Origin of the sequence: Geminocystis sp. M7585_C2015_104 (assembly GCA_015295805.1) — a bacterium.
Classification (GTDB): domain Bacteria; phylum Cyanobacteriota; class Cyanobacteriia; order Cyanobacteriales; family Cyanobacteriaceae; genus DVEF01.
Window position 1 is genome coordinate 22,339 of sequence record DVEF01000096.1, and the last position, 23,810, is coordinate 46,148.

General features: G+C 44.6%; 24 protein-coding genes and 1 pseudogene. 19 read left to right on the forward strand and 6 right to left on the reverse strand.

What is annotated here, in order from left to right:
• Positions 1–7: 7 nt before the first annotated feature.
• Together IGQ44_11785 and IGQ44_11790 are read left to right on the forward strand one after the other, a co-directional pair.
• A complete protein-coding gene (locus IGQ44_11785) occupies positions 8–2,347 on the forward strand; it encodes a beta-1,6-galactofuranosyltransferase (protein HIK38656.1) in 2,340 nt (779 codons plus the stop codon).
• Positions 2,348–2,432: 85 nt separating this feature from the next.
• A complete protein-coding gene (locus IGQ44_11790; protein HIK38657.1) occupies positions 2,433–3,752 on the forward strand; it encodes an FkbM family methyltransferase in 1,320 nt (439 codons plus the stop codon).
• Between the two features lie 9 nt (positions 3,753–3,761).
• On the opposite strand, the gene IGQ44_11795 is transcribed toward IGQ44_11790, so the two are convergent.
• Positions 3,762–5,252, reverse strand: coding sequence for a TM0106 family RecB-like putative nuclease (locus IGQ44_11795; GenBank protein ID HIK38658.1), 1,491 nt, complete (start codon positions 5,250–5,252; stop codon positions 3,762–3,764).
• A gap of 167 nt (positions 5,253–5,419) precedes the next feature.
• On the opposite strand from IGQ44_11795, the gene IGQ44_11800 reads away from it, so the two are divergent.
• The 14 genes and pseudogenes from IGQ44_11800 to IGQ44_11865 all read left to right on the forward strand — a co-directional run bounded on the left by IGQ44_11800 (position 5,420) and on the right by IGQ44_11865 (position 15,817).
• Positions 5,420–6,313 (forward strand): alpha/beta hydrolase, encoded by an 894-nt coding sequence (locus tag IGQ44_11800; GenBank protein HIK38659.1) that lies wholly within the window; start codon positions 5,420–5,422, stop codon positions 6,311–6,313.
• A 232-nt stretch (positions 6,314–6,545) separates the two neighbouring features.
• Positions 6,546–6,860 (forward strand): hypothetical protein, encoded by a 315-nt coding sequence (locus IGQ44_11805; protein HIK38660.1) that lies wholly within the window; start codon positions 6,546–6,548, stop codon positions 6,858–6,860.
• A gap of 2 nt (positions 6,861–6,862) precedes the next feature.
• Positions 6,863–7,498 carry a ribonuclease D gene (locus tag IGQ44_11810; GenBank protein HIK38661.1) on the forward strand — a complete coding sequence of 212 codons (636 nt, stop codon included), beginning with the start codon at positions 6,863–6,865 and terminating at the stop codon, positions 7,496–7,498.
• A 2-nt stretch (positions 7,499–7,500) separates the two neighbouring features.
• Entirely contained in the window at positions 7,501–8,250 is a 750-nt protein-coding gene (locus IGQ44_11815; GenBank protein HIK38662.1) for a lipoate--protein ligase family protein, read from the forward strand.
• A 37-nt stretch (positions 8,251–8,287) separates the two neighbouring features.
• Positions 8,288–8,755: an SsrA-binding protein SmpB gene (smpB, locus tag IGQ44_11820; protein ID HIK38663.1), complete on the forward strand. Its 468-nt coding sequence runs from the start codon at positions 8,288–8,290 to the stop codon at positions 8,753–8,755.
• A gap of 39 nt (positions 8,756–8,794) precedes the next feature.
• Complete coding sequence (locus IGQ44_11825) at positions 8,795–9,109, forward strand: hypothetical protein (GenBank protein HIK38664.1); 315 nt, start codon at positions 8,795–8,797, stop codon at positions 9,107–9,109.
• 4 nt (positions 9,110–9,113) lie between these two features.
• The gene (cbiT, locus tag IGQ44_11830; protein ID HIK38665.1) at positions 9,114–9,716 is read left to right on the forward strand and encodes a precorrin-6Y C5,15-methyltransferase subunit CbiT; all 603 of its coding nucleotides are present in this window, start codon (positions 9,114–9,116) and stop codon (positions 9,714–9,716) included.
• Between the two features lie 122 nt (positions 9,717–9,838).
• Positions 9,839–10,399: a 50S ribosome-binding GTPase gene (locus IGQ44_11835; protein HIK38666.1), complete on the forward strand. Its 561-nt coding sequence runs from the start codon at positions 9,839–9,841 to the stop codon at positions 10,397–10,399.
• Positions 10,392–11,843, forward strand: a complete 1,452-nt coding sequence (locus IGQ44_11840; GenBank protein ID HIK38667.1) for a ferrous iron transporter B — start codon at positions 10,392–10,394, stop codon at positions 11,841–11,843. The genes IGQ44_11835 and IGQ44_11840 overlap by 8 nt, the downstream gene beginning before the upstream one ends.
• 122 nt (positions 11,844–11,965) lie before the next feature.
• On the forward strand, positions 11,966–12,481 hold the full coding sequence (locus IGQ44_11845) for a helix-turn-helix domain-containing protein (GenBank protein HIK38668.1): 516 nt from the start codon (positions 11,966–11,968) through the stop codon (positions 12,479–12,481).
• 184 nt (positions 12,482–12,665) lie between these two features.
• Positions 12,666–12,905: a ferrous iron transport protein A gene (locus IGQ44_11850; protein HIK38669.1), complete on the forward strand. Its 240-nt coding sequence runs from the start codon at positions 12,666–12,668 to the stop codon at positions 12,903–12,905.
• 95 nt (positions 12,906–13,000) lie between these two features.
• On the forward strand, positions 13,001–13,210 hold the full coding sequence (locus tag IGQ44_11855) for a DUF5132 domain-containing protein (protein ID HIK38670.1): 210 nt from the start codon (positions 13,001–13,003) through the stop codon (positions 13,208–13,210).
• A 54-nt stretch (positions 13,211–13,264) separates the two neighbouring features.
• Complete coding sequence (locus tag IGQ44_11860) at positions 13,265–13,804, forward strand: metal ABC transporter ATPase (GenBank protein ID HIK38671.1); 540 nt, start codon at positions 13,265–13,267, stop codon at positions 13,802–13,804.
• A gap of 8 nt (positions 13,805–13,812) precedes the next feature.
• Positions 13,813–15,817 (forward strand): annotated as a pseudogene (locus tag IGQ44_11865) (heavy metal translocating P-type ATPase).
• A 116-nt stretch (positions 15,818–15,933) separates the two neighbouring features.
• On the opposite strand, the gene IGQ44_11870 reads toward IGQ44_11865, so the two are convergent.
• Both IGQ44_11870 and IGQ44_11875 read right to left on the reverse strand, forming a co-directional pair.
• Positions 15,934–16,998: an N-acetyl-gamma-glutamyl-phosphate reductase gene (locus IGQ44_11870; protein ID HIK38672.1), complete on the reverse strand. Its 1,065-nt coding sequence runs from the start codon at positions 16,996–16,998 to the stop codon at positions 15,934–15,936.
• Between the two features lie 89 nt (positions 16,999–17,087).
• Positions 17,088–18,611: a pentapeptide repeat-containing protein gene (locus IGQ44_11875; GenBank protein HIK38673.1), complete on the reverse strand. Its 1,524-nt coding sequence runs from the start codon at positions 18,609–18,611 to the stop codon at positions 17,088–17,090.
• Between the two features lie 212 nt (positions 18,612–18,823).
• Between IGQ44_11875 and IGQ44_11880 the strand changes: the two genes are divergently transcribed.
• Positions 18,824–19,711: a PhzF family phenazine biosynthesis protein gene (locus IGQ44_11880; GenBank protein HIK38674.1), complete on the forward strand. Its 888-nt coding sequence runs from the start codon at positions 18,824–18,826 to the stop codon at positions 19,709–19,711.
• 39 nt (positions 19,712–19,750) lie between these two features.
• Positions 19,751–20,479: a US12 family protein gene (locus IGQ44_11885; protein HIK38675.1), complete on the forward strand. Its 729-nt coding sequence runs from the start codon at positions 19,751–19,753 to the stop codon at positions 20,477–20,479.
• 66 nt (positions 20,480–20,545) lie between these two features.
• Here the strand turns inward: IGQ44_11885 and ilvN are convergent, their stop codons facing one another.
• The gene (gene ilvN / locus IGQ44_11890) at positions 20,546–21,079 is read right to left on the reverse strand and encodes an acetolactate synthase small subunit (GenBank protein HIK38676.1); all 534 of its coding nucleotides are present in this window, start codon (positions 21,077–21,079) and stop codon (positions 20,546–20,548) included.
• 118 nt (positions 21,080–21,197) lie between these two features.
• Positions 21,198–22,373 carry a trypsin-like peptidase domain-containing protein gene (locus tag IGQ44_11895; GenBank protein HIK38677.1) on the reverse strand — a complete coding sequence of 392 codons (1,176 nt, stop codon included), beginning with the start codon at positions 22,371–22,373 and terminating at the stop codon, positions 21,198–21,200.
• A 190-nt stretch (positions 22,374–22,563) separates the two neighbouring features.
• On the opposite strand from IGQ44_11895, the gene apcB reads away from it, so the two are divergent.
• Positions 22,564–23,076 carry an allophycocyanin subunit beta gene (gene apcB / locus IGQ44_11900; GenBank protein HIK38678.1) on the forward strand — a complete coding sequence of 171 codons (513 nt, stop codon included), beginning with the start codon at positions 22,564–22,566 and terminating at the stop codon, positions 23,074–23,076.
• 100 nt (positions 23,077–23,176) lie between these two features.
• Here apcB and IGQ44_11905 read toward each other — a convergent pair.
• On the reverse strand, positions 23,177–23,810 hold a 634-nt coding region (locus IGQ44_11905; GenBank protein ID HIK38679.1), incomplete at its 5' end, for an LD-carboxypeptidase.

Genomic DNA, 23,810 nt, shown 5'->3' on the forward strand with positions numbered 1-23,810 from the left:
TATTACCATGTTGTTTGAATATCAAATCCAATTGCGACGAAAACTAAAAAAGATACTACGGAAGCTAGAGGCAATTCAAACCAGCCGGGAATATGATTTTATTGTCTGTCACTGTGAAGTAAATCAGCGTCAAGGAGTAGGGATTCTCTTAAAAAGACTCTTCCCCGATAAACAGAAAATAGTCTCAGTCCGCTCCCACAATCTGTATGATGGAAAAGAGGATTTTGCCCGTTTCAGCTTCCTAATCAGTCATGACAATCACAAAGACATCTCTGCCGCTATTTCCAAAATACAATCCCTCATAACCAACATCAAGCCTCGAAGAATCCTCGCAATTCCCTACTTCCCCGATGATGTCATAAATGCCATCGCCATCAAACGGCTATTTGAAGTCCCTTTGTGCACATACATAATGGACGACCAAAATATATACGCAAAAGGAATCCCCGACGAGTTGATGAAGGAGTTAATTTCCAATTCAGACTTATGCCTGGGGGTTTCCAGGGAGATTTGTAGGGAGTATGGGGAGAAGTATAACAGAAAATTCTGGTTTTTGCCACCGGTAGCCCCGGCATCCCTTGTTGTCGACACTGACGTCGTTATGCCTTCTGGGGATAATAAACACGGAATTATTATAGGAAATATTTGGAGTCAACAGTGGCTGGAAGAGTTAAGGAAAACAGTTAGAAGTAGTGGTATTCCGATTCACTGGTATGGCAATCCCAACAGAGAGTGGCTTTCCTTTAACGAAAAAGAATTAGCCGCAGATGGCATTATTTTCCATGGTTATCTGGCAGAAGAGGAGTTAGTAGGAAGACTAAGAGAAGCCTCTTTTGCCGTAATACCCACCGCCAGTGAGTTTAACCCCCAGCAGAGACAAGAAATCGCGCGTCTCAGTCTGCCTTCTCGTATACCCTTTATTGTTGCCACCTCCCATACCCCCATCCTGGTGATTGGCAACCCAGACACGGCAGCAGCGAGATTTGTCAGACAACACCAATTGGGGACTGTATGTCAATATGATACACAACAATTTCAAAAAACCGTAGCCTGGCTTACCGAAAAGGAAACTCAACTGTATATCCGTAAGAATGCCCTGAAATTAGCCGCCACTTTTTCGTCTCAGGGTGTGGAAGAATGGATTTGGCAGTCTTTAAAGGAAAAACACCCATTTGACCAACGTTTTGAAAAACTGGGTAGACTGTTAAAAGATGCCACCGTGGTTATTACCCATAATGAAGTAAACCATAAACATGGCACAGGTGTACTGGTGAAGAGAATCATTGCCGACACCCCGAATATTTATTCTATACGCACTGATAACCACTATAGTGGCCTGCACAATTTTGGCGATGTCAGCTATTGTCTCCCCCACAAGGGAATTACTAGAATACAAGCCTATAAGCTTACCATTGAGCTTTTGGAAGATATTACGGTAAAACGGGGTTTTTGTGTGCCTTACTACCCTGACGATTTACTTTTGAGTATAGCCCTGAAGGACATTTTCAATGTGCCCTTGGGAGTCTATATCATGGATGACCAAAATATTGTACTAAACAAAATCCCAGACGACTTAATGGCAGAGTTTCTCAGCAAGTGTGATCTGAGACTGGCTACTCATCCGGAATTGAGGGATGCCTATCAGGGAAAATACAACCTGCCATTCTACATTTTGCCCGCTGTAGTGCCCCACCATTTGATTAATACCACCCCTGCCACCCCTGATGAGAAATTGTTGAATGCCAAGATTGGTGCTTTAATTGGCAGTATATGGAGTCCACACTGGTTTGAAATGTTAAGCAATACAGTTACTGGTGCAAAAATCAGGTTGGATTGGTATGGAAATTATTCTTACAATTGGCTGATAGAATCCCCAGAGGAAATTCGGCAAAAAAGAGGATTGAATCCCTATGGGGTTGTGACGGAAGAGGAATTGGCAGGAAAATTGAAACAATACCCCTATGTGGTGGTGCCAACTGGTACACTGGACAGGAGGGATGATAGGCCAGAATTATCCCGTTTGAGTTTACCTGGGAGAATAATTTTTGCTGCCTGTGTCGGCAATACCCCTATAATTGTCATGGGGAATGAAAACACTCCCGCCGCCAATTTTGTCAAACATTTTGGGATTGGTGTGGTTTGCGACTATAACTCGGACAGTTTCCTCGCCGCTGTCGATTATATCATTCAACCGCAGACACAAGAAGCCATGAGAACAAAGGCGTCTAAAATCGCGCCTAATTTTTCCGCCAAAGATATTCACTATTGGTTATGGGAGTCTCTCTCTCAGGGGAAAGTAGCGGATTTAAGATTTGAAACATTATTCTCTTCTTACTACAACTCTTGACTTCTAATACAATCCCTAACAACTTGTTTTTCAGTCTTATAACCCCCACTCTTTTCATTTCCCTACTTCAATTTCCTGGCCAACTATGTCTTCCAATTCACCAACAAGAGGAATAGCGAGTTATCTGGCTGATTTGCCCCTATTTAGAAGACTAAAGACAGTAAAAGACTTAATACTAGAAAAACTAGACAACATAGTGGAAAATGACACCTCCTCTCTGGAGGCCTTGATAGAAATTGCCGAGGCCATTATAGTTCTATACGATACAATTTATACCCAACAGTCTGAAATAATAAACCTAATAGAAAAAAATAAGTCAAGTATCTTCAAAAGTATTGAGAATCAAAACAAACAACTGTCTGTCGCCAATGTTAACCTAAAAGAAGTGGCAGAAAAACTAAGTCAAATACTGGATAGTGTGCATTCTAGTTACAATGAGCTTTTTGAAAAAATTAAAAATTCCGACTCGATACTGCAACAATCTATCCCAGAGATAACAATAAGACTGGAAAAATTAAACCAGGAAACTACAAGGCTAAAAGAAACATTAGAGTGTGTCACTACCAGTGAAAAAAAGACAAAAGAAAACCAAGTAGAAAACATAAAACCCTCACCAATAGTGGTTTCCATCTCAAAAGCGGGGTTAAAACACCCAGAAATGGGTTTGATGGGACACCTATACTCCTTCTTGCCTAGTCGCAAGGCAATAGATGTTGGTGCTAATATTGGTGAAGTGAGTGAATGCCTACTTAGGGCCGGATATGAGGTTTATAGTTTTGAGCCTTATTTGCCTACCTATGAGAAATTAAAATCCCGTCTTAGCCACTACCCACAATTTCATTGTTATCCCTTCGCCCTAGGAAATGAAAACACCATCGGCAATCTATACCTAGCCACTGACAAGACTGCCACAAAGATATACGGCGACGATAGTCTTTACCATAGCCTAATCCCCCACTCCATGCCGGAAAACTTGTCTTTCACTGAGACTGTCACCGTAACAGTCAAAACTTTTGCAAGTCTACAAAAAAGTGGCATTCTCCCCACAGACATAGGCTTGGTAAAAATAGATACAGAGGGCTTTGACTTACAGGTAATCCGGGGAATGGGGGAGACTAACTGCCCCGTCATCATAACAGAATTTTGGGATGAATGTTGTCCCTTTGGCAAGGGGGAAACCTTCAACCGTCTCCCCGATTTGGTTTTCGAAATGCGACAGAGAGGCTACCACTGGCACATTGTCATCTATCGCATTTGGGGAAGGGAAAAAATATCTTTCTACTGCAATCAAACAGAGTCTTTAGAAAACAGTTGGGGCAATGTTTTTTTCTTTAAGGATTATAATCTATTCTCCCAGGCTTACCGGTGGGTAGCATTCGTCTTACCTGAAACCTACCTTGTCTAAAACTGGCATCTAAAAACCCCATTCCGTCTGGAAGTCTGCTATCCACTTTTTCAAATAATAGGTAGCTAAACAGTCGTCCTCGTTGTATATCTTTATACAGTTTAACCAGAAGGGATCTTTTGTCTTTAACCACTGATCATACCAGACAATACACTGGTCACCACCAATAGGAGCACGGGTATAGGAATTACTACCAGTCTTTGGATTACGCCAATGGAAGCCTAGGTAATTGGCAACAGACTTGAGAGAATAGTTTTCTACCGGCAGGAAAAAGGAATGGGTGAGGATTTTATGTAAGTCGAATAGACGAGACAACAGAGACTGCAATTGGCTAGCAGGAGTGTTGTAGAAACTAGCCAGTCTTTTTACCGTTTCCACTTCGTATTCAGAATAGTGGAAAATGGGGGCATGGGGATACTGTTGGATAAAGTGGAGAAAGTCACGCCAAATTGACTTCTCCTTTTCCGGGGATTTCGCCAAAAAAGTGTGGTATTGTTGACTCATGTTATCATTGTCAACCCACAATACCCCCAAAAGATAATCCACATTCCTCCTGGTGTCGGCCTCTATGTCAAAATATATTTCCACAGGAGACTGAGGAAGTGGCAGGAGATTAGGTTGCCTTAGAATGGGCTTGCCCGATAAAATGGAAATAGCCTGTTGTTTTATTCTCGCCGCCACCTCCCCCTCGGCGGCAAATATTTCCCTTAAACGGGATAGGGGTGTTTGACAGAGAGTCTCTAAATTGCGAATACCATTACTCACCAACAACTGATACCTATTGGGAGTAATGCCGGGAATTAAAGACAGATTTAGACTGGACTTGGCTACCTGATAACAGCCATCATACCAAGGACAAAAACTACAACGCTGACGGGAAATGTAGACGTCGGGAATTTCCTTGTTTCTTAACATTTCTAAACATTCATTGACCAATTCCCGGGCACGAGGTAACCATATACCCAAATCTACTGGGTGGGGGGAAAGATTATCCTTCAGAAAGATTTCTCCGCGAGTGATATTTACCCCCTGGAGGCGGTTGAGGATGTCTACCACGAAGGCGAGAATTAACTTATACTCCGGTTTTGGATTCCTCCCTAGACTGGCATTGACGGGAAAATAACTCCAATTCCCCCAACGAGAAGGGATATTTTGTTTTACCAACAGGGTGGGGGAAGCCATAAGGGTGACAGAGTTACCCCCCTTGTCAGGCATGTCAACACTGACTACTCCCTGATAGATGCCATTTACCCCCTGACTCATCAGCTGTGTGGTGATGGCGGCCAGTTTTTTATTATCCCTTTCCCCCCTCAGTCTCGGTTTCTCAGCCTCCAAGTTATAATACTGCAAAGCCTTTTGACTGTGTAATTCTCTTTCCTCCCGTAAAATCCCCAAAAAGTCCTTTTCCTCTCTTACAGTAGTCAACGAATCATAGACATCTAAAAAAGCGCGACGACGACAACGCTTATAGCGAAACAACAACTCATCTGTTAACAGCATTCCCCTTGTGATTCAAATAGCAACGGTCATCAGAAATTATAAACTTTCCCACGGCAAAAAAAGAAAAGGGTAGTATCGGCAGTGAGGGTAAGAAAAGATACAAAAATGAATCAGACAGGCCGAAACACCCTAGAATATAAGTAAGGAGAGGCTAAAAATACAGACAAATGAGTACAATCAACGTTCGTGGGGTTGACCACTTCTACCAGTATATTCCACATGCTGACAATTCTCGCCCCGTTTTAGTATTTGTCCACGGTTGGCTACTGAGTCACTGCTACTGGCTACCATTGATAGAACAATTAAAAGACAAATATGCCTGTTTGAGTTATGATCTAAGAGGCTTCGGTAAATCCCAACCCCCTTTCTCCACAAAAAACCACTGTAATGCCTCTTACAGTCTTCACAGTTACGCCCAGGATTTACAAGCTTTATTGACAGCCTTGGGGATAAAAAAGGCATGGTTGATTGGACACTCTCTGGGTGCTAGTATTGCCTTATGGACTGCTGATATTTGTCCCGATATTGTAAGGGGAATATTTTGTATAAATGCCGGTGGGGGCATATACCTACAGGAGGAATTTGAACGTTTCCGCAAAGCCGGGGAAAATATAGTTAAATTTCGCCCTCCCTGGTTGCTATTTGTTCCCTTTTTAGATAGAATCTTCGCCAGGATGATGGTGCAACGCCCCCTGGATAAACACTGGGGCAGACAACGAATAAAAGATTTCCTCAGCGCCAACGCCCAGGCGGCTATTTCCTCCCTACTGGAAGCTACAACAGAAGAGCAAGTGCACTACTTACCACAAATAGTTGCCCGTCTATCCCGGCCAGTATACTTTCTGGCAGGCAAGCAAGACAAGGTGATGGAAATCCAATACGTCAACCACCTAGCAAGTTTTCACCGCCTCTTCCACCAACACCACCAACAGATTGTATTTGAAATTGACAACTGTGGCCATTTTGCTATGCTGGAACAAACAGATACTGTGGTCAGGTACATACTAGAATTATTGTATAAACACGAGGAAAATTGTGTCGTAAGTCAGAATCAGTGTTAAAATGAAAAGGGAAAGGAAAGAGTAAACAATACAGTGGGTCAGTCAAGAATGAAAAAATGGAAGTCTAAACTAGCCCTAACACCCCTAACCGAACCCCTCACACCCGTCTTTAGGTTATAATAGGAAGGTTGACCACTAGTCTAGGTAGGGAGATATAAACCCGGAGCCCTCTTAGGGGGCCAGTCGCCCTTTGATGGTAATATGTTGTACAACTAAAACAGAGGAGAAGTCTATGTTAGACCGCAAGATTTACCAATTGTACAAGGAAGGGTGCGAAGTCTCTATTTTCTTGCGGGATCAACAACGCTGGATAGAAGATGCCAGAATCACAGGGATAGAAGGAGACATCGTTACCATCCGCTACGAAATGGAGGAAGACTATGAAAACTCCTCGTGGGAGGAGATTGTCCGTCTTGAAAGCATAGGCGCCATCAGCCGCAAGTTATCATCGGTACCACGGGGATACTATGGAGATATACCTGTTTCCGAAGACTGCCCGGAAGCAGAACAAATTTATCCCCGTCGTCACGAGCAAGATTCCTACTAGCCATGCTGCCGGAGAAGTTCCAGGTTTGCGAAGAAGATTTGTCAACTGGACTGCTAGAAGAGTACCTGAAAGCGGACTGCCTGGCGATGGATACGGAGACTATGGGGTTAATACCCCAGCGGGATCGTCTCTGTTTGGTGCAAATATGCGATCGCCAGGGTCTAGTCACCGCTATACGCATCAAAAAAGGACAAACCTCCGCCCCTAACCTACAGCGGCTGCTGGAGGCAGAGTCCATTCTCAAAATATTCCACTATGCTCGCTTCGATGTAGCTATATTGAAGTACACCTTTGGCGTGGAAACTAGGCCTATTTTTTGCACTAAGGTGGCCAGTAAACTCGCCCGCACTTATACTCAAAGTCATGGCTTAAAGAGTCTAGTGCAGGATTTACAAGGAGTAGAATTGGATAAGAGGGCACAGAATTCTGATTGGGGGAGTGTAGAAAGTCTTACCCCTGAACAGTTGGCCTATGCCGCTAATGATGTACTGTATCTCATCCCCATCAAAGAAAAACTGGAAGAAATGTTAAAACGAGAGGGGCGTTGGGAATTAGCACAACGGTGTTTTAACGTAATACCTGTATTTGTAGACTTGGACCTGCTATTTTACGGCAACGTGTTCGAGCACCAATCCTAGCCATGCCGCTTAAATCACATCCCCTGTGGCGTCTTATCCCCCTGCTGGAGGGAGACGGGCGTCTGCAGATGGCCATTGATTCCTGGATACTGAAACAACATAGATGTCACAATCACCCTCCCACCCTCCGCTTCTACACCTGGAATCCCCCAGCCATCTCCCTAGGCAGGCATCAAAAAAAACATCTTCCCCCACATTGGCATACAATCCCCTTGCCAATGGTGAGACGCCCCACCGGCGGCAGGGCAGTACTCCATCAGGGGGATTTGTGTTATGCTGTCATTACCTCTGTAGAAAAGGGAAGTCTGTATACAATCTATCGCGAAATTTCCCAATTTCTGATTGAAGGTTGGCGTCGCCTGGGTCTACAATTACACTTTGGCAGTAAGCAGTATTGTCTCTCTTCCCCTAACTGTTTTCATCTTGCCACTGCTGCCGACCTAGTAGATTGCCGCGGTGGGAAACTCATTGGCAGTGCTATTCTCAAACAGGGTGATTCTATTCTACAACATGGTTCTATGCTATTGTCCCCTAATCCCCAACTGTTTGAGCAGGTATTTCAATCCCCCCCTCCTCAACCTCTTATCCCTCCCTCTCTCTCTCTCCCCCAAATTATACATTCCCTTACCGCCGCCGCCAGGGATTGTTTCCGTTGCCAATTCCTTCTACAACCTCTGTCTCCCAAGGAGATGGCAGATATTATCACACACGGCGAGTTACCACCTCAGTGGGCCCTTTCCCCCCAAGATTAGCTACAATAAGAGGATCATCCCCTTTTAACAACTGTCTATGAAGGATGCCGATAAACCAGTAAAGGTAGTCTGTGATAATCGTCAGGCACGACACTTATACGATATTCTTCAAACCTATGAGGCAGGAATCCAATTGTTAGGAACTGAAGTAAAATCTATACGCAAGGGGAAGGTTAATCTAAAAGACGGCTACGCCCTAATCCGCAACGGGGAGGCTTGGCTTACTAATGTCCACATCTCCCCCTGTGACACCACTGGTAAGTATTTTAATCACGACCCTAAACGAGATCGCAAGTTGCTTTTACATAAAAGGGAAATCAACAAGCTTATAGGGGCACTCCAGGAAAAGGGGTTAACTCTAGTCCCACTGAAAATGTATTTTAAGGGAGAATGGGTTAAAGTGAGTCTAGGCCTGGCTAGAGGTAAAAAATTACACGACAAACGGGAAACCATCAAACGCCGCGAGGCAGAAAGAGAAATGCAAAGGGCAATGAAACGATACTAACCATGACACTAACTGTACCATACTCACTGGTAGTAACCTATGAATGACAGACAGGACAATTGGCAAAAATTCCGTCTCTCCTTATACCTAATGCCTATTTTTGGCCCCGTTTTCAGTTTCCTAAATCTCCAATCCCATCCCACCATTGGCATCAGAGAAAAAAAAATAGCACGTTTGTCTCTCTTCTGGGGTTTGTTTTGGCTGGTATCCTATACCCTATTGTCTCTAGGTGGCGCCACTGCTGAAAACGACGTATGGGCTTTCCGCATTTTATACCTTAATGGGGTGATCACCACCACCTATTTCCTTGTCTGTTTCCTCCTGATTTACCTTCTCTGGAAACGTAATAATTAGTACTATGACCGTAAAATGGCCCTACATAACCCCTGGCATCCCCGATGAATTTTTTGCCCGTCTCCCCGGCATTCCCCTCACCACACGAGAGGTAAGACTGTTAATCCTCTCCGCCTTACGCCTGAAAAAAGAATCTATCCTCTGGGACATAGGCGCCGGAACTGGTACAATTTCTATTGAAACTGCCCTTCTCTGCCCTAAGGCTCAGGTAATTGCCATTGAAAGGGACCCCGACGTAGCCCAGCTTATCAGGAAAAATTGTCAAATATTCCAGGTGGATAACGTCCAAGTGTTCGAGGGAAGTGCCCCAGAGTGCTTCTCCAAACTACCCCTAGAACCAGATCGCATCTTTATCGGGGGTGGCAAGTCCGTCAAAACTATTCTAGTCCAGGGATGGGAACATCTGCCCCCCGGCGGCCGAATTGTGGCCACCGCTAACAATCTAGAGAGCCTCTTTCAAATATCTGAGTCTTTGGCACAATTGGGAGCCTGTAATGTGGAAGTAGTACAAGCTGCCAGTAACCGCCTCGAAACCCGCGGGCTTAGTCAGGTTTTTGCCGCTATTGACCCCACATTTATCCTCAGTGGCGAAAAAATTTCTCATTAAATATGCCGGCAGGACTTCTCTCCCCTAGACAACCTCTTTACAAATATTTAAGGATTAGTTGACAAAGAATTGCAATTTACTTAAAATACTGGTAGCTTGAATTTATTGCCAAAAAGATGGATATGTCCTGCCACAGTTGTAGTGGAAGCAAATGCAAATCTAGTTGGTGGGCATCAGTTTCAAAAACTCACTTTCCCGAAAAGGTTGTGGCTTTAGTGGGTATGCCCAATGTGGGGAAAAGTGTTTTATTCAACGCCCTCACTGGCACCTATGTAACGGTTTCTAACTATCCGGGTACTACAGTGGAAATTGCTAGGGGAAAAACCCAAATCGGTGAGAAGTATGTCTCAGTTGTCGATACCCCAGGCATGTATTCCCTAATCCCCATCACTGAAGAAGAAAAGGTTGCTAAAAAGTTGTTGCTGGAGGAAAACCTCTCTTTGGCTATCCACGTGGTAGAGGCGAAAAACCTGGGGAGGATGCTTACTCTCACCCTTCAACTGATGGAAATGGGTTTGCCTCTTCTGTTAGCAGTGAATATGATTGATGAAGCCAAGCGGATGAATATCGCCATCGACTCGTTATCCCTAGAAGAGAAACTGGGAATTCCCGTTGTCAAAATGTCTGCCGCCAAAAAACAAGGAATTGAACAACTCAAAATGAGAATGGCCGCCTATGTATGAGATAAAATATCCCCCCTTAATTGAACAGGTAATCAATAATATTGAACAATTATTGCAACAACTCCCACCCGATATCTTACGAGAATACTCTCACCTCTCCCCCCGGGGGTTATCCCTGCTGGTGTTAGAGAAGGATAAAGATATCCTCTCCCGCCTCCAACAGACGGCAGTTATATCCTACATCCACATTCTTATTGCTCAATTGGAATCCCAACTGGCTAAACCCCTCAGCCAAATCATTCAGGAGACTAGGGCCCAAAGAGCACTAGAATTGGAACAACAAGTGTTACAGCAAAGCGGTAATGGCGGTTTGGGAATGGGGGAAAAATTACACCAGTTGATGATTCACCCTCTCACCGGCTTCCCCATCCTCATAGTCATTGTCTATTTCGGTGTTTATCAATTCGTGGGCAAATTTGGGGCGGGCACCCTAGTAGATACCATTGAAGGACACTTTGAAGAAAAAATCAACCCTCTTGTAAACAGCATAGTAGCTCAAATTTTCCCCTGGCCGGTCATTCAAGATTTGTTTGCCAACGAGTATGGCATTATCACCCTAGGGATTCGTTATGCCACAGCCCTAATCCTCCCCATCGTGTCAACCTATTTTCTCATGTTTGCCCTTTTAGAAGACACTGGCTATCTGCCACGGCTTTCCCTCATGTTGGATAGACTATTCAAACTCATCGGCTTATCTGGCAGGGGGGTGATTCCTATTGTGTTGGGGTTGGGGTGTGACACCATGGCCACTGTAGTAACCCGCACTCTCGAAACAAAACGGGAAAGACTCATTGCCACCTTCCTTTTGGCACTAGCCATACCTTGTGCAGCACAATGGGGTGTTATCCTAGGATTGTTAGCCTCTCACCCCAGGGGGTTATTGGTTTGGGCAACTGTTGTAACCAGTGTTTTCCTTATTTCAGGCGCCACCCTTTCTCGTATTCTACCCGGGAAGGCCGCTAGTTTCTACATGGAAGTTCCACCATTAAGACTCCCTAGGCTGGAAAATATATTCATCAAAACCTATACCCGCATGAAGGCGTATTATCTAGAAATACTCCCTTTGTTTATTTACGCCTCAATTTTCATCTGGTTTGGCAGAATTACCGGCATATTTGACTTAATCATCAGCTGGTTAAACCCCCTAACTGTTTTTCTGGGATTACCTCAAGCCGTCTCCCCAGTCTTCCTCTATGGGTTTTTCCGTAGAGACTATGGCGCCGCCGGTTTATTTGATATTCAAGAAACCCTCACAGTAAACCAGTTAGTGGTTTGTGCCATTATTCTCACTCTATTTCTTCCTTGCATTGCCCAATTGCAAGTGATGTTAAAAGAAAGGGGTTGGAAAACTACCCTAGCAATGGTTAGCTTCATCTTTCCCTTTGCCTTTTTTATGGGTTTTGTCACTAGCCGCCTTCTTCTTTTTACTGGCTTTACTCTGTAATTTCTTTTTTGTTAAGTTTTGTTAAAAAATAACTGAAAATAATTCCTGTCAATCCGGGAGGAAAACTCCTGGGGAGTTTACTGTATTCTAGCTGTTGGTCAAATTGTTTTTACAGATAGACTATGTCAGGAGTGTCTCATATTAAAATACTAGAGTCAGTTGAGACTCTAAAAAAATTATTAGAGCAACAAAAAACCGTTGACCGTTTTCAGAAGATACAGGTGTTATACCTACTAAAGGGCGGGAAAATTAAAACCATCACAGAAGTGGCTCAGGTTGTTGGTAGACACCGTGTTACTGTTCAGTACTGGTTAAAATGTTATCAGCAAGAGGGAATAGAAGGACTTTTAAAAAATAAAAAAAGGGGCGGGAGAAATTCTCTTGTACCCCCCTGTGTTGTTGCCAAACTCAATCAGGAATTGGCTAACAACCCCTCCCTTGGCAGTTACAAAGATGTTCAAATGTGGCTCAAACAAAAGTTCCAACTTCAAGTAAGTTATGATGTTGTTTATTATCTGGTAAGAAAAAAACTAAATATTATCCTCAGTTCCGGTCGAAAACACTTTTTTGTTCTTCACTTCTATCCCTTACTGTCATTCTTCTTATTTCAGTCAATTTCATATTACCTGAACACGTGATTAAGTTTACTTTATAGGGGGATATGTAATTTAGTTTTTCAGAAGCCGGTAAGAGCTAACAAGCAAAGGCAAAAAAATTTGCTTTTAGTATCAGGAGTCATATCTTGATTTAGAAGGAGAAACAGACTCCCATGGGAGAAAGAAGGTAAAACAAAAAAAAAGCCACCAGAAAACGAAAAAAAAGATGCAAAAATCGTCGCCTTTACCTCTGTCACAATTGAAAGCACAACAAAGAGCAATGGTGTCAGAATTAAGAACACAAGACGAGGCATTAATCCGCCATTTGGTGGCAATGGGGATAAGGGAGGGGTGCACCATTTTTTTGGAAAGCAAATTCCCTTCCTATGTGGTACAAGTGCACAGGGGGAGGGCAGCTTTTGACCGAAAAACGGCAGATTGCATCTGGGTAATACCGATTCCTTGAAAAGAGATTTTGTTCTGGAAGGGGCATGGGAAAAATGTTGGAAAGAGTACAAGGATATCTATCATCAAAACCCCGCAACATTGATAGCCTTTGGCATGGGGGCAGTAGTTTTAGGTTACACTATTATTTCTCTGTTAAAACCATTGGCAAAAGCAACTATTAAAACTGGGGTAATAATCTATCAGAAAACCAAGGAAACTCTGGCAGAAACGGGAGAACAATTGGCAGATATAGTAGCCGAGGCAAAAGCAGAGGTTATGGCAGAAAAAGCCGCAAACAACACTAATGTCACCCCGTCAGAATAGTCAACAAATTGATGTCCTTGAGTTGTAAGGTAAGCGGGGTTTGAGGAGAAGAAAATGACAGACTCCACCATAGTACAATTCCATTCCAACACCTCAACAGAAATAGCAAACTTTTTGAGGGAACATGAAGAAATAGAAACCATTGTCCCCGTGTTGATAGGATTATTAATAACCAGTCGTTTCCAGTTGCGAGGCGCCAATGCACTACTAGTGAATCTGGGGGTAGCAACTGTCTGTGGGCAATTGTTTAGAGAGTTGAAAAAGACTCCCACTACCGCCACAACTTCCCCCCCACCCTCCCAACCTTCCCTCTTGGAAAATGAGGAAGTGAAAATAGTTCATAAAATACCAGGGAGAATTCGTTTGCGTATCCCCAGGATTAAAGAAGATGCTATTTTTGCCAAACGACTCAAAAAACTCCTAGGAGAAGATGAAAATGTCATGGATGTTCGTGTTAACCACACAGTAGCATCCGTGGTGATAAACTACAACGCCGCAGGAAGCACAGAATTAGAATTGGGTTTGCGGTTGCGGGAGATTATCGAAAAAGCCAAACAAGAAAACCATCATCCCCACCACCCAGAAGCGCAATAGGGGGGAAAATGAAGGCGTGTCAATATAAAATTGTCCATCAAGTCAGGGGAAGAGTAAGACTCAGAATATTTAACCTCACCAAGACTACAGAAGAGGGATTGGCAAGATGTTTATCAAATCCAGCGGGGGTAGAGAGTTATCGTTTCAACCATGCTGCCTCCTGTCTTGTGATTTGATACACCCCCCGTCTTTCCCTGACAAGTCTTTTGGATTTACTGTTTTCTTCCCCACTGCCCCAGTGTAACAGCAGGGAGACTCAACAGTCAGAGGAAGATAAGAGAGAAAACCTGTCTGACAGTATCACCCTGCCACTGATTGCTACAGCCTTAGCCTATTTGAACACTCGTTATCCCTTCTCAATACTAAAGTGGTTAGCTAGAGGCGCCTTGGCAATGGCAGCCTTGCCAGTGGCAAAAAGGGCATTAAATTCAACATTGACTGTCTGGATTTGACGGCAATGGTATTCAGCTGTTTACAGGGTAGACTCTTAACTTCTGCCCTAGTCATAAGGGAGACTTGATTAGGGAATACACCGCCCGTGCTACAGAACGAAAAACTGCTAGCCTGTTAGACACCATTGGCAAATCCGCTTGGGTAGAAAGAGACGGCAAAGTCGTCAAAATTCCCAGTGAAAAGATAACTGTCGGCGACATTGTTATTGTCCACCCCGGTGAGAGGATACCTGTAGATGGTTTTGTATTTTCAGGGTTAGCAAGTGTAGCTCAAAGCCAGCTCACAGGAGAGTCAATGCCCAAAATTGCCCAAAAAGGCAGTCATGTTTACGCCTCCACCCTAGTGCGGTGGGGGAAACTAAAAATCCACGCGGAAAGAGTAGGCAATCAAACCCGGGCTGCCGCCAGTATCCAACTATTACTTAATGCCCCCGTCCATGATACCAGAATGGCTAACTATGCCGCCATTATTGCAGAAAAACTTCTCCTTCCCGGCCTACTATTAGCGACAATAGTACTGATAATAACCAAAGAGCCAGGGCGGCCTCCATTTTGACTCTGGACTTTGTAACTGGCAACCACAGTATCAATTCCAACAGCCTTTTTGGGCGCACTAAACCACACTACCCGTCATGGAGTTTTGGTGAGGGGTGGGCGCGCCCTGGAATTGTTGTCGGAAATTGATACTATTGTCTTCGATAAAACGGGCACCCCCACAGGTGGTGGGGGTAAGTCCAACCTGCAGTGGGATAACTGCCAGAAGACTGCTACAATTGGCTGCATCAGCTGAACAACGAATCGACTATCCCGTAGCCAGGGCCATTGTAGACTACAGCCAGCAAGGGGGGGCGGAGATTTTACCAAGGGAAAACTGGAGTTATCAGGTAGGCTCGGGGATTGCTACTACTATTGAAGTAATAAATCTTACAGTAGGGATTGAAAGATTTCTATGTTTCTTGGGGATTCCTGTGGAAATTATCCCCCCAAATGGGGCAGTGTATGTGGCAGCGGGCGATAAATTGCTGGGTTATATCGAGTACAATGACCCCTTAAAACGTCCAGGTTTATCTTTTAACAGGGGATGATCAAACCAGAACGTTGGAAGTAGCCAACATTCTCGGCATTCCTCGGAGAGTCTACGCGGAGGCTTTTCCTGAAGACAAGGCTAAAATTGTCCGCAGTCTCCATAAATAGGGGAAAGTGGTGGCCCTTGTTGGTGATGGTTTGAACGACGCTGCCGCCTTGGCTTATGCAGATGTCTCTATCTCTTTCGCCTCCGCCTCTGACATCGCCCTGGACACTGCCGACGTAGTAATAATGGATGACAACTTATTAACTCTCCTCGACGCCGCTGCCATTGCCAAAGAAACCAGGAGTTTAATCCGAAAAACTATATCTGTATTATTAAATTGTTATCATAGCCCTAATATTCGCCTGTACCACTGGCATTAATCCCCTTATTGCCACCATCATCCACAATGGCACAGCTATTCTGGCCGGCATAAATAGTCTACGCCCTCTTCTGCCACACCTACTTCCCTCTGAAAACCGGCACAAGTGATAATTTTATGCAATAGTCTAGAGCAGAGTTGTCAGTCAGAGGGAAGTCATGTCTCTGCCTTGTCCATAATGCAAGAGTAGAAGGGAGAATTTTTGGGAGACTAACCCCGTCCCCCTTCAGGGGTAAAATGCTAGAGTAGGCAGCCCTAACTCTTCTGGCCATCCCATCATTAAATTAAAACACTGAACCGCCTGTCCTGACTGTCCTTTGATGAGATTATCAATGGCAGACATTACTATTACTCTGCCAGTACGGGGGTCTACCTCTAAACCTATGTATGCCAGATTGGTATAACAGGCCCATTTAGTCTGGGGATAGACTCCCCTATCCAGGATAGCCACAAACACACTATTGCGATAGAAGGCGCGGTAAATGGTAATAAGGTCGTCTGTCACTAAGCCAGGATCTGTTAGGGTACCATAGACAGTGGCCAGAATTCCTCTGGGCATGGGAGCCAAGTGGGGTGTAAACTGTACTTTTACCTCCCGGCGAGCCAAATCTGAGCAAATTTGTTCAATTTCTGGGGTATGACGGTGTTTAGCCACCCCATATGCCCCAAGGGAATTGTCCGCTTCTGCCAAAAGCAAATGAGTCTTGGCCTGTCGGCCACCGCCAGAAGTGCCTGATTTGGCGTCTATGATTATACTGTCTGGTACCACCAACCCCTGTTTCAACAGCGGCGCCAAGGCTAATAGACTGGCAGTGGGGTAGCATCCCGGGCAACCTATCAAAACACTATTTTTGATTTGTTCGCGGTACAATTCTGGTAAACCGTATACCGCTTTACCCGCCGTTTCCCCATCATCCCTCTCTGTATTGTACCAAGTCCTATAGGTCTCCAAATTCCTAAAGCGATAGTCTGCAGACAAGTCCAACACTTTGCAACCTTTTTGCAGAAGAGTTGGCGCCATTTTACAGGCCAAGCCGTTAGGAAGTCCCAAAAATACTACTTCGCAACGGGAGGCAATAGTATCTAAGTCTATGGGCTCAATTTTCTTTTTCAACCTATGGTGTAAATGGGGGTATAAGTCTCCATATTCCTTGCCGGCACTACTTTCCCCTCCTAAGTATGTTATTTCCACCTGGGGGTGAGTTAACAAAAGACGCACCAGTTGTACTCCACCGTATCCTGACGCCCCTACAATGCCTACAGATACCTTTTTTGTGTTCGAATAACTCATAAGATTGGCAAAGAAAATGGGTAATATCTCTGCTGAATTTTAATATAAAACCTTCCTAAATTGATCTTTTTGCCGGCAAGTTTTGCCCATCAAAATATCTTCCACCACAAGTGACTGCCATCGGGGAAAGTGGTAAAGGCATTTACTTTTGCTTTTTTCAGTTGTTCGCGGTTTATTTTCGCATTTTTCAGATTAGCGCCACAAAAATTGGCATTGGTAACGTCAGCATTGGTAAAATCGGCACTGGTCAAATCGGCTCCCTTAAAATTGGCATTCTGGAGATTGCTCTTGACAAAATAGGCCTGTGTCAGGTTAGCTTTGCTAAAATTGGCATTGGTCAGGTCGGCCCCATAGAAATTCCCTTGGCATGCTTGAACTTGACTCAAATTAGCCCCTTGGAGTTGACTGTAACGGAATATACATCTGCTCAGTTTTTCCCCCTCAAGATTCAAACCCTGTAAATCCTGTTCACTAAAGTCTCTTTTCCCATTTTTTAGAGCTGTAATAAACCTGTACTCATCCCACTTTATTGCGATTTTCTTGCCAGTTTCTTTTCGTTTCTCTATGGCTTTCCTTAATTGTTCTTCTGGGGAAACGGTTTTGCTAATCTCTGTGTTGGGGTTACCACCAACACTAAGGTCTGTTTTTGGCAAAGAGGTTATACCGGTGTTCACCCCAGATTCCATGGGGATTTTTACCATATTTCCCTCCAGATTTTCAATCCCTAAATCTTCCATCAGTTGCTCAACATTTCTGTAACGGTCCTTTGTGTTAATGGCCAACATCTTCTCTAAGATTTTCACCATTTTGTCGCTCAAGGAAACCTCATTTTGCCACAACAACTCGCCGGTGTCCGGGTGAATGGGAAAATTTTTAGGAGACTTTCCGGTTAATAGGTAAAGACAAGTGGCACCGAGGGCGTAAATATCACTGGCATACACTGGACGCATGGCCAATTGTTCGGGGGGGGCATAACCCATAGTGCCCACAGAAAACTTAGTTAAAGCCGTCTGGCCATAAGTTTTTGCCAGTTGAGTATTTACCTCGTCTTTTACTGCTCCAAAGTCTATTAGTATCAGTTTCCCATCCTTTTTCCGCCGCAAAATATTAGCAGGTTTTATGTCTCGGTGAATTATTTTCTGGGAGTGAATGTATTGTATAACAGGGGTGATTTCTGCCAAAAATCTTCTTAAAGCCAACTCGCCGTATACTCCCTCATCCTTTACTTCTTTTTGTAGATTTTGGCCATTTATCAACTCTTGAATCAGGTAAAAATGTCCGTTTTCTTCAAAATAATCAAATAGACGAGGTATCTGGGGATGATTGATTTGTCCTAGAGTTTTCGCCTCCCTTTCAAACAGACTAAGGGCAGTTTTGAAGGCTTGGGGGTCGTCTGTACTTGGTCGTAGTTGTTTTATAACACAAAGAGGATTGCCAGTAATGGTCAAGTCTACACCAATAAAAGTGGTGCCAAAACCCCCCCTACCCAAAACCTTGATTGCTCGATAACGATTTTTTAGAATCAGATTCCAACCACAGGTATAACACTTTTTGAGTTTGGGGTGATTTCTGGGCTGAGGGCAGTTAGGATTGAGACAATAACTAATAATCATGGGTGTGTGAAAGAATAGCCAATAGATCCAGTTGACAGACTAGTAATGTGAGAAACTAGTTTTAATTATCAAAAACATTAGAACCCTGTCATTGATGCACCTATTATAGCCGCCCATATGATGTTAACAGTTTTAACTGAGTATTATAGAAATACAAACCTCCTTACACCCCCTCCAAAACCCGGAAAACAAATAATACCCACTTTCATTATATGCGATTTAACTTTTATACCCTGGATGTATTTGCCAATAAAGTTTTTTGTGGAAATCAACTAGCAGTTTTTCCTGATGCCTCTGGCCTAAAAACAGAAATAATGGCCAAAATTGCTAGGGAATTCAACTTTTCTGAAACTGCTTTTGTCTTTCCCCCTTCCCATAAAAATGCCAATTATCTGGTGCGTATTTTCACCCCCGCGGGAGAAATTCCTTTTGCAGGACACCCCACCATTGGCACTGCCTTTTTATTGGCCTACCTAGACAAATCCAATTCCACACAACTGATTTTAGAAGAACAGATAGGACTAGTTCCGGTAAAAATCTATAGACAGGGGGAACAAGTAATAGCAACCGAATTAACCACTCCCAGTATTCCTGATTTTTTATACTATGTGCCCCCAAGGGAAACGCTGGCGGCAATCCTGTCTCTTTCTCAGGAAGATCTGCACCCTAGTTTTACCGCCCAGGCGGTATCCTCTGGCCTACCCTTTCTGATTGTACCCCTTGCCAGTACCTCTGCCCTTTCCCGCGCCAGAATCAATTATCCTTTTTGGCAGGAAATTTTGGCTAAATCCCCGGCCCCTCACCTTTACCCTTGTGTGCCCTTGAGTGACAGACAATGGCAAGTACGGATGTTCGCACCCCTATTGAGTATAAAAGAAGATCCGGCCACGGGGTCAGCAGCCGCCGCCCTTGGAGCCTATTTAGCCAGACTGCAACCAGAAACAGATGGTAGATGGGAATGGCAAATCACTCAGGGGGTGGAGATGGAAAGACCCAGTAAAATTACGGTGATTGCTACTAAACAGGCTGGACAAACAAAAGATATAAGGGTAAAAGGAGAATGTGTTATTGTCAGCCAAGGGATTTTCCACCTGGACTGACGGGATAAAATAGAGGTGAAAGGTAAAACAGGAGGGAATATGGCCACGACCAGTGATTTCCGACAAGCCATTGAAAAGGCCAGAAACCGCGAGCTAGTGGGCCCCAATGTGATAGACAAGGCCCTGCCCTACTTAGGAGGGGGATTAGTCCTCACCGCAGTGGGGGTTTATGGAGGCTTGGGCATAATACAATCCAACCCTAGCCTTTTCATGTCCACCTTCTGGCTGGCTATTATTGCCGAGTTTATTCTCTTCTTCATTGCCAGTGGGGTAGCCGAAAGGGGGAATAACGCCAACGCTCTGCCGCTTCTTGCCCTCTATAGTACCCTTAGTGGTTATACTCTAAGTGGTATTGTGTTTGTAGCTCTCGGTACCGAGGGTGTTGGTTTTAACGGGGTTGCCCTTGCCGCTCTAGGTTGTGGAATTACTTTTGTAGTAGCAAGAAACATAGGCACGAATCTGAGTAAAGAGGACGGATGGGCATTGGGGGCCACCGTGGGACTGGGAATGGTGGCCCTTTTGGTAGTATTGTTGCTACAACTGGTGTTCTCCTTTTTCGGCATTTATACCCCCAGTTGGCTAGAAGTAGGGATTTCTGGGTTGGGTGTGCTTTTGTTTGTGGGGGCCTCTGTGGTAGACTTCTATGTGCTACCCAGGACTTACAGGGACAACCAATATTTAAGTGTGGCCCTCTCCATGTATTTGACCTACATCAATCTCTTTATTTTCATTCTCCGTCTCCTAATTGCCCTAAACCGTCGCGACTAGGGAATTGATAGAGATTAGTAGCATTGATGCTGTGGGTAAGAGTGCCCCCTTTTTCCTCTTACCCCTTTAACTGGCGGAGACTTTGCCCACAGAATCCATGGTTTTGAGATATTCGGTGTTGACGCCGGACTCCCTGACTAGAGCTATTTTGCCGGTGCGGGCAATTTCTTTAATGCCAAACTTGGTTAACATGGAGATTATGGCCGCCATCTTGCCCGGATCTCCCACCACTTCTAGGGTGAGGGTATCTTCAGATATGTCCACCACCTTAGCCCTGAATATCTGAACTATTTGTAACACTTCACTCCGGTTGCTGCTGTTGGCATGTACTTTTACCAACATCAACTCCCTTTCCACACAGGGCACTTCCGTTATGTCCGACACCTTAATAACATTAATCAGCTTGTTCAACTGTTTAGTGAGCTGTTCAATAGTCCTCTCATCGCCCGGCACTACCATTGTAATGCGGGAAATCCCTTCCTGTTCGGCAGGTCCAACCGCCAAACTCTCGATGTTGTAACCTCTACGGGCAAACAAGCCGGCGATTCTAGTCAATACCCCCGCCTCGTCCTCTACTAGGACTGATATCGTGTGTTTCATTTATATCTACCGCAAGGATAAGGGTTTACAATAACAACAATAAAACAAATTGTGGCCTGGGAGTCAGCAGAGGGAGAAATGTCCCCCTACCGGGGGTGGCACGGGGTTTAAGGGCATTTCAAGAGCGAAGTTGGGCAGTCTTGATATTCAGTTCTAGTTGTTGGTTGTTGCGAATGACGGTAAAACGGAGTGTTTGGTTGATTTTGCTTTTTTCCACCAATCTTTGCAACTGGGTAGCATCCTTGATAGGCTGATTATCCACCCTAATGATCACATCCCCACGACGCATACCACCGGCTTGAGCGGGGGAGTCGGGCAGTACATTAACTACCAAAATCCCTTCTATTTCCGGCAGATAAAAGCTGGCGTTTGGATCTTGGTTATTTTGACGAGCCAATTCTGGTGTAAGATTCACCATTTGAATGCCGATGTAGGGGTGTGGTACCTGTTTACCAGCCGCCAGAATAGGGGTTAACTCCTTAGCCTTGTTGATGGGGATAGCAAAACCAATACCGGTGGCATCGGCACGAATGGCAGTGTTAATGCCGATTACTTCTCCCCAGGCATTCAGTAATGGCCCTCCTGAATTTCCAGGATTAATGGCGGCATCCGTTTGTAAAAAATCAATTCTCTTGTCCAGAATCCCCACCTGGGAGGAGGGGCGATTGAGGGTACTGATAATCCCCAAAGTGACTGTATTATCCAATCCTACAGGATTTCCGACAGCAATAGCCCAATCCCCCACTTTAACTTTGTCAGAATCTCCGAGGATGGCAACAGGTAATTTTTGCCCCTGGGGGTTTATCTTTACCACCGCCAAATCTGTTACATCATCCTTTCCTAAGACTGTGCCCTGGAACTTCCTACCATCTTTGAGTGTTACAGTCACTCTATCAGCCCCACTCACCACATGGGCATTGGTCAGAATAATACCGTTTTTGTCAATTATAAAACCCGAACCCAACCCTTGCACTATTCTCTCTCTGGGTATCAGGGCTCGAAACCTATCCCCGAAGAATTGGCGGAAAAAGGGATCATCCAAGAAGGGATCTAAAGCAGGACGGAGGGTTATTATCTTTTCCGTATCAATGCGCACTACGGCGTTGCCTGCCCTTTCTACTGCCCTAGTGACAAAACTCTCTTCTGTAAGGGGGATATTACGTTGAGCAACACTGCTTTCATCTACCAGGGCCTGGGCAGTTAAATGTGTCATTCCCCCAAGGGCCAACCCCATTCCCACCACCAAAGCCAGTAGATGGGAGACAAACTGACGCAACGGTTTAGGAATCCTCATGGTTTTTCAATGCCATGTAAAGATTTTATACTTTTCTTAATCAACAGACGCCAACAAATAAGATAATGGTTTCGCTGTCCATACCATCTACCATTCTAAAATATAGGCAATGGCCGCCTCAGTCAGTGGGGAGAGGGCCGGATTTTAAAAACTAATTATTTCCTGGTTGGCTTATATAGGGAGAAAAAAAATGTTAGTGGATGCTGTCACCAGTCTTATTAAGAATTACGACGTGACAGGGCGTTATTTAGATCGTGATGCCCTGGATACTCTAAAAGAATACTTCAAATCTGGCACCGCTAGGGTGAAAGTGGCCGCCATGATTAACGGTAACTCTGCCGATATTGTAAAGTCCGCCTCTCGTCGGCTATTTGAGGAAATCCCCGAGTTAATCCGTGCTGGCGGCAATGCTTATACCACTCGTCGCTATTCCGCCTGTCTCAGGGACATGGATTATTATCTTCGTTATGCCACCTATGCCCTAGTGGCCGGTAATAATAGTGTTTTGGACGAAAGGGTTTTACAGGGATTAAAAGAAACTTATAACTCCCTAGGTGTACCCATTGGCCCCACTGTCCGTGGTATTCAGATAATGAAGGAGATTGTAAAGGAAATGGCAGCCCAAGAGGGAATCGAAGATACCAGTTTTATCGATTCCCCCTTTGATCACCTCACCCGGGAATTGAGTGATGTTTCCGTTTAGCTATTATTGTCCTCTGTAAATGTCACCCGTGTGAGTATTACCATCTCTAAGACTCAACCACTGCCCCTAGTAGGGGGCTTTTTAATTTCTATTCCCTCTTTTACAAAAATCGCACCTCCCCCTCATCCCCATCTATTTCTACCAATCCCCCCACCGGCAGACAGGCGTTGTCGCCATCATGACCAAAAGGCAAATCACTAATAATAGGGATATTCAAATCTCCCAGTCTATCCCTCAATACTTCCTCTACAGTCCAACTGTCACCTTCACGGGGGAAATTACAGCCACTAAAACGCCCCAACAGTATGCCTCTCACCTGCAAGAAAATGCCCATTAGTCGCCACTGGGTTAACATGCGATCAATCCTATAGGGGGCCTCTTGGACGTCTTCTAAAGCCAAAATAACTCCTCTAAGGTCCGGACAAAGGGGGGTGCCCAACAGATGAGTGGCTACGGTGAGATTGCCAGGCAACAGTCTCCCTTTTGCCTTGCCTCCCCCCCAGCCTTTCCCCCTCAAAGGCGGCAATCCGTTTCCCTCCAGATAGTCAAAAAGCCTATTCAATGACCACTCTGACTCGTGGGCAATGGTAGTCAAAAGCGGGGCATGAAGACTTACAATCCCCTGACGATACAAACTCCATAACAGACTAGTCACATCAGAAAAGCCAATTAGCCACTTAGGAGGATTTATTAGCTGCCCCTGCCAAGCTTCCAACAATCTAGCCCCCCCATCC